A 6,164-nucleotide genomic window follows, 5' to 3' on the forward strand; every position below is an offset into this window, starting at 1 on the left:
GCTCTATCGTCCCACGGTCGACTCTGAAAGGAGATCAGCGGCATGTCGACGGGCCGAATCCAAATCCGCTGATCCGGACAGCATCCGTGCGAGCTCGTTGACCCGTTCTTCACCGGCAACAGCCCGAACCCTGGTCGCCTTCTCCCCTCGCGTCACCACCACCTGATGGTCCGCAAAGGACGCAACCTGCGCCAGGTGGGTGACGACAATCACCTGAGCGTGTGCAGCAAGATCAGCCAATCGGGCTCCGATTGCCTTGGCCGAATCACCGCCCACGCCAGCATCGATCTCATCAAACACAAACGTAGGAGGGCTTTGGGGCGAAAGTTTGGCAAGCACAAGTTCGATGGCGAGCATGATGCGGGAGAGCTCACCGCCGGAGGCAGACTGGGAGAGCGGAACCTTCGCCGCGTGGGAATCGGGTTTGAACATGAACGTCACGCGGTCCATGCCATCCGCTCGCGGCTCAATCTCCTCCACATCAATCGCGATCTCAGCTCGTCCCAGAGCCAACTGGGTCAGTTCTTCATTGACGCTAGAAGCGAGCAGTGTAGCGGCGCGACCCCGCACCTTGGACAGTGCGCGTCCCAGATCCTCGACCCGTGCACGTGCTCGCTCGACGTCTTCCTCCAGCTGTGCCTGGCGCGATTCGGGATCATCGAGGGCGGAAAGGATTTCACGTGCCTTCTCGGCTTCGACAAGAGCCTCATCGACTGGCATACCCAACTTCCGCGACAGGGAACGCAGCTTCGCTCGGCGCGCATGAAGATCGTTGAGGGACTCACCAGTTTCGAGGGATGCCAGCAAGTCTCCCACCACGTGGGTGAGATCCCGGAGCTCAGCTTCGACCGCTTCCGCTCTCTTGGCAACATCGTCGGCGCCGGGTTCTTTCACCCCGACCATGCTCCCGACAATCCTGCCAACGAGGTCGGTTGCCCCGGGCATCATCTCCCCATCCCCCGACAGGGCACCGAGGGAGGTCGCGAGGGCTGCGCGGGTTTCTTCGATCGAGTCGAGCCGTTCAATTCGCTCGCGTAGCGAATCCTCTTCTCCCTGTTCGGGTTCGACCTCGTCAACCGCCTCGACGAGCGCTGTCAAGGCAAGGCGCTGTGCAGCAGCGTCACGAGCTGACGCCAAAAACTCTTCCAACGCGGTCTGGGACGCACGGTACTTGGACCAGGCCTCCCAGTAGGCGTTGAGCGCCACCTGCGCTTCGTCTCCCCCGGCACTATCGAGAGCATCAAGCTGCGCCGAGGAAGAGCGGAGCCTCATCTGCTCGGACTGGCCGTGAATGGTGACGAGCCGGCCACCCATTTCCCCCAGCGTCGTCCGTGGTACCGTGCGGCCACCGATATAGCATCGGGACCTGCCTTCGGCGGGAACATGGCGGGACACAGTCACGATAGCAACGTCATCTTCACGGTCGACTCCGGCACCGGTCTGTTCAATGCTGGCAACGAGATCACTCGTTTCGGGTACCTCGAACACGCCGTCGACGACCGTCCGCTCGGCACCTAGACGGACCTTCTTTACATCGGCCTGCTGACCAAGGAGCAATCCGAGAGAGTTGAGGAGCATGGTTTTACCGGCACCGGTCTCACCGGTAATCGCGGTAAAACCGGCAGAGAATCCGATGGTCGCTTCCTCAATAACCCCCAGGTTTTCGATCTTCACCTCGGAGATCACTGGCGGCCTCGATCCCGGAAACCACCCACCGGCAGGTCGAACTTCTTTACAAGTCTGCCCGAGAAAGGAGTGTCGTTCAGACGAGCAAGATACACGGGATGATCGGACTTGCGGGCCGTGATGATAGTTCCGGCCGTCACGGGAAGGTCACGCCTCCCATCGCACACCAACCGTGCCCCCTCAGAATCAACCACGACCTGGAGCTCGGAATTTGGACCTACAACGAGCGGCCGAGTAAAAAGTGCGTGCGCAGCAACGGGAACGAGGAGCATTGCCTCCACGTCCGGCCACACAACCGGCCCCCCGGCCGAGAAAGAATAGGCAGTGGATCCCGTAGGCGTTGCCATGAGGACCGAATCGCAGGTAAAAGACGAAACTCCCCGACCATCGACACCCAGGCTGACCTCAACCATCGGGTTTCCGTGCTTGTCGAGGGCAGCTTCATTAAGAGTCCAGGACATCGCGCGCTCACCGTTTGGAAGCATGACCTCGATGTCCATCGTCATGCGCCGATCAAGAGTCCATGCTCGCTCCGTGATCTGTTCAACCACGCGGGGCAGGCCCTCCGGTTCAACCTCGGCCAGGAATCCCACATGCCCGTAGTTGATACCAACAATCGGGACCTCGGTGCCCCGTGTCAGTTCGGAGGCCGCAAGAATGGTTCCGTCGCCGCCGAGCACGATAACGATTTCCGAGTTGCCGAGCGGACCCGACCGACGCACGGAAAAGCCGTGCCTCTCCAGCTCATCGGACATGAGGGCCGCGGATTGTTGGGCATCCGGCCGGTATCTATGCACGAGCATATACACTTCACGCATGTTACCTCCTCCGTTCAAACCTTACCGAAAAGCCCGGGGGCTGGCCCATCGAGGACGGCGGTGTGGATTGCGGCCGACACGTCGGTAACCGGGTCCGGATGGTCACGGCGCATCGACAGGAAATATTCGACGTTGCCTGCCGGTCCCGGCAGGGGCGAGGCAGCAACATCGGCAATGTCCAGGCCAAGTTGCATCGCACACCGCGCAACCTTCCCTACCGTTTCTTCATGATGATCCAGGTTGCGGACAACCCCACCATGGCCAAGGCGTTCTTTCCCAATCTCGAATTGGGGTTTCACCATGAGCAGGAAGTCGGCATCCTCCCGGACCGCTCCGACGAGGGCAGGGAGAACTAGGGTGAGAGAGATAAAGGAAAGGTCACCCACCACTATGTCCGGTGCAGGAGCAACATCTTCTGGCGTCAGGTTGCGAACATTCATTCGCTCCATGACCGTCACGCGAGGATCTTCACGCAGCCTCCACGCCAACAACCCATAACCCACGTCAATGGCAAGAACTTCGCGGGCACCCCGCCGGAGCAGGACGTCGGTGAATCCACCGGTTGATGCACCAGCGTCAATGATCCTGCGCCCCTCAATGACGGGAGCACGGTCCCCCAAAAGATCCAAGACCCCGGCAAGCTTGTATGCCCCGCGCGAGGCATAGTGCTCCAGGTCAGTATCGTCGACAACGATGGCCTGGGCGGGGTCTACCTGCCGGGCAGGCTTAGTGACGGTTGCCCCGTCGAGGCGGACCCTGCCGCCTTCGACGAGACGCCTAGCCTCATCCCGTGAGCTCGCAAGATTCCTTCTCACGAGCTCCGCATCGATCCTGCGAAGCCGCCCCACTACTCCTGTGCTTTCCCGAGCGCATCGGACAGGACCCGAGCTATCTCGTCAAAGGCCTTCGCGGAGCGTTCGAGGCCCTCACCGTCCACCGCTTCGGGTGGGGTGAGTTCTGCTACGACTGCGTCAAGATCACGACCGGGATGAGGTTCCATCGCCTTAGTTCACCTGAAGTTCAGCCAGCTGAGTAAACAGGGAATCGCGGTCCGCGCCCTCGTCGAGTGCAATCCAGCAGGCCGCCACCACACAACGGTACAGATCCATCGACGCACCATTGAGAGCGTTCGAAGCGGACAGGGTACCGTCCGTGACCTCCGCCCATTCCCCACCAAGTTCAGCTCGATTACCCGTCACCGAGGGAGCAGCGTGCTCCTCATTCAGTCCGAGCAGGTTCTTCGCCAGGTAGGTGGGGCGCTCTTCAGGTACTGCGAGAGCAACATCCCGAGCATCATTCACACCCGTGAGGACGTGGAGGGAATCCAGGCCCGCAGCAACCGCGCCACGAATATCCGTGTTCAGCCTGTCGCCAACAGCAATCGGAGTCACGGCCGAGATGCTCTCGGCAGCCTGCTGGAACACCTTCGGGAGGGGCTTGCCCGTCGCGAACGGAACAACACCGGTGGCGTGCTCAATCGCCTTCACGAGAGCACCGTTGCCGAGCATGAATCCGCGCTCTTGCGGGAGGCTCGCATCCAGATTCGTGGCAATAAAGACAGCACCCTTGTTGATGGCAAGCGCACCTTCGGACATGACCTGCCAGCCTACGGTCGGGTGGAAGCCCTGCACAACGGCAGCCGGGTCGTCATCGGCCGAGTTCACAACCGTGAAACCACGCTGCTCGAGAGCCCACACCAGACCCTCGCCACCGATGACGAGGACCTTCGAGCCGGCCGGGATGTGTTCCGTCGCCAACTCGGCGCCCGCCATCGCGGCGGTGTACACCTCGGAGTCCTGAGCAGGAATATCAAGGCTGCGCAGGTGCTCACCGATCGAAGCGGGTGTCCGTGCCGCATTGTTGGTCAAATAGACGGCCTTCTGGCCACTGTCCACAGCGGCCGTAATCGCTTCACCCGCGTGATCGATCGGCTCATTCCCGCGATAGCACACGCCATCGAGATCGTAAATTGCCGCATCGTACGCCTGGGACAGCTGTCCCGACGACTTCAACGTCATCTGGTTTCCCCTTCATCGTCAAATTGAGCAAACAGGTCATCCTGAACCTCATCACCGGCCACGTCTTCCATGCCCGGCAACATGACAAGCGTATCGTCATCCGACTCCGTGGCCGGCTCCGACTCGTCTTCAGTCTCAGCAGACTCTTTCTCCTCAGACTCCGACTCGTCGGAAGAATCTGCTTCCTGTGAAGTCTGTTCACCTACGACCTGTACGTCATCAACGGGAAGAAGCGCGTCCTCAAGTGAGGCATCATCAAGCACATCTTCAGACGACTGGTTAGCTTCGTCTTCCGCATCCTCGGTGGCGGTTACCTCTTCAACAACTTCAGCAGTCGCTTCTTCAAGCTCGTCTTCGATTGCAGTCTCAGCGAGGGCAACATCCTCCGGATCGGTATCCTCAACAATATCTTCGTCAGCAACCTCGTCAGCAATATCTTCCGTCGCTTCGATTTCAGCTTCTTCAGCCGCAATCACCGATTCGACACTGGAATCCGTCTCTGCCTCAGCTTCATCGGCGACGGTCAGCTCGGCATCCACTGCCTCAACTGCCTCCGCAACCTCAGCTTCTTCAACCTCGGTTTCGACAGTCTCATCTGCATCCACGGCTTGATCCAGCTCGTCATCCTCGCTGTCCTGCTCATCGAGGTCATCCCCCTCATCGAGGACATCGTCCGATTCGTCGTCGGAATCCTCATGCGAAAGATCATCCTCGTTGGAATCACTGTCGTCATCGAAACGGTTGGAGCCTACGCGTTCACCATCCCAGTCGTCAGCCGAGTCTGCTGATTCTGCTGATTCCTCGTCCCAGTTCTTTGAACCGTACGAGTCATCATCGGCATCCTCTGAGTATTCCTCTTCTTCGATGGTCTCTGCATAGACCTCGATGGTCTCAACATCCCAGTACTGCGACCAGCGAGCCTCAACGGCTGCCGCTTCTTCTTCACGGCCGAGTTCACGCAGGCGCTCCATGCGGACCTGCTCAACAGGTGCACGAAGTTCCGGATCGAATGACTCAACCTTGAGAGTCTCGATGAGCTTTAGGCCCTTCTCAAACTCCTCCATATCCGCATACGCACCCGAAACAACGAGAGCCAGCTCCACCTGTCCCGCTGGCTCAAGCTCGGAGATGTTGATGTCTTCCAGGTACTTGATGGCGCGGTCGGGCTTACCCATGCCACGCTCACAGTCCGCCTCAAGGTAGGCGTGCGAGATATCTCCGGACATGCGTCGGTACGTGCGCAGCTCACGGAGAGCCTCACCGTACTTCTCATTGGCGTATGCCGTAAGACCAAGAGCCTCGCGAACGATATCGATGCGGGAGGCACGACGGTAGGCTGCCTTCGCGTGTTCGTACGCAAGTTCAGGATTCTCATCCATGAGCGAACCAGCCATGACAAGGAAACGAGCTACTCGGTCAGCATTGTCCTTGTTCAGTGACAGCAGGTGACGGCGTGCGTCCTTGCTCAGATTCTCTGCCGTGATCTCCTCGGGAATGAATGGTTCCGGCTCGCGACCGTCACGGCCCGCTCCTGCACGAGGCGCGTGCTGACGTTGTTCGCGGTCGTCGAAGCGGCGTCCACCGCGATCTCCACGATCCTCGAACCTACGACCGCCACGGTCATTAAACCTGCGGTCCCTGC

6 protein-coding genes are annotated in these 6,164 nt (G+C 59.8%); all 6 read right to left on the minus strand.

Going from position 1 to position 6,164, the window contains the following annotated elements; genetic code table 11:
- Positions 1–3: 3 nt before the first annotated feature.
- Positions 4–1,686: a DNA repair protein RecN gene (gene recN, locus BN1241_RS12010; protein ID WP_054953781.1), complete on the minus strand. Its 1,683-nt coding sequence runs from the start codon at positions 1,684–1,686 to the stop codon at positions 4–6.
- Positions 1,683–2,504, minus strand: a complete 822-nt coding sequence (locus BN1241_RS12015; RefSeq protein WP_054953782.1) for an NAD kinase — start codon at positions 2,502–2,504, stop codon at positions 1,683–1,685. The genes recN and BN1241_RS12015 overlap by 4 nt, the downstream gene beginning before the upstream one ends.
- A gap of 14 nt (positions 2,505–2,518) precedes the next feature.
- On the minus strand, positions 2,519–3,352 hold the full coding sequence (locus BN1241_RS12020; protein WP_054953783.1) for a TlyA family RNA methyltransferase: 834 nt from the start codon (positions 3,350–3,352) through the stop codon (positions 2,519–2,521).
- Positions 3,352–3,504 carry a hypothetical protein gene (locus BN1241_RS12900; protein WP_154665182.1) on the minus strand — a complete coding sequence of 51 codons (153 nt, stop codon included), beginning with the start codon at positions 3,502–3,504 and terminating at the stop codon, positions 3,352–3,354. Before BN1241_RS12900 ends, BN1241_RS12020 begins: the two co-directional genes overlap by 1 nt.
- A gap of 4 nt (positions 3,505–3,508) precedes the next feature.
- Positions 3,509–4,522, minus strand: coding sequence for an HAD-IIA family hydrolase (locus BN1241_RS12025; protein ID WP_054953784.1), 1,014 nt, complete (start codon positions 4,520–4,522; stop codon positions 3,509–3,511).
- Positions 4,519–6,164: hypothetical protein (locus BN1241_RS13050; RefSeq protein WP_054953785.1), on the minus strand; the 1,646-nt coding region annotated here is incomplete at its 5' end. The genes BN1241_RS12025 and BN1241_RS13050, both read right to left, overlap by 4 nt.

The organism is Flaviflexus massiliensis (assembly GCF_001375495.1).
Taxonomy (GTDB): domain Bacteria; phylum Actinomycetota; class Actinomycetes; order Actinomycetales; family Actinomycetaceae; genus Flaviflexus; species Flaviflexus massiliensis.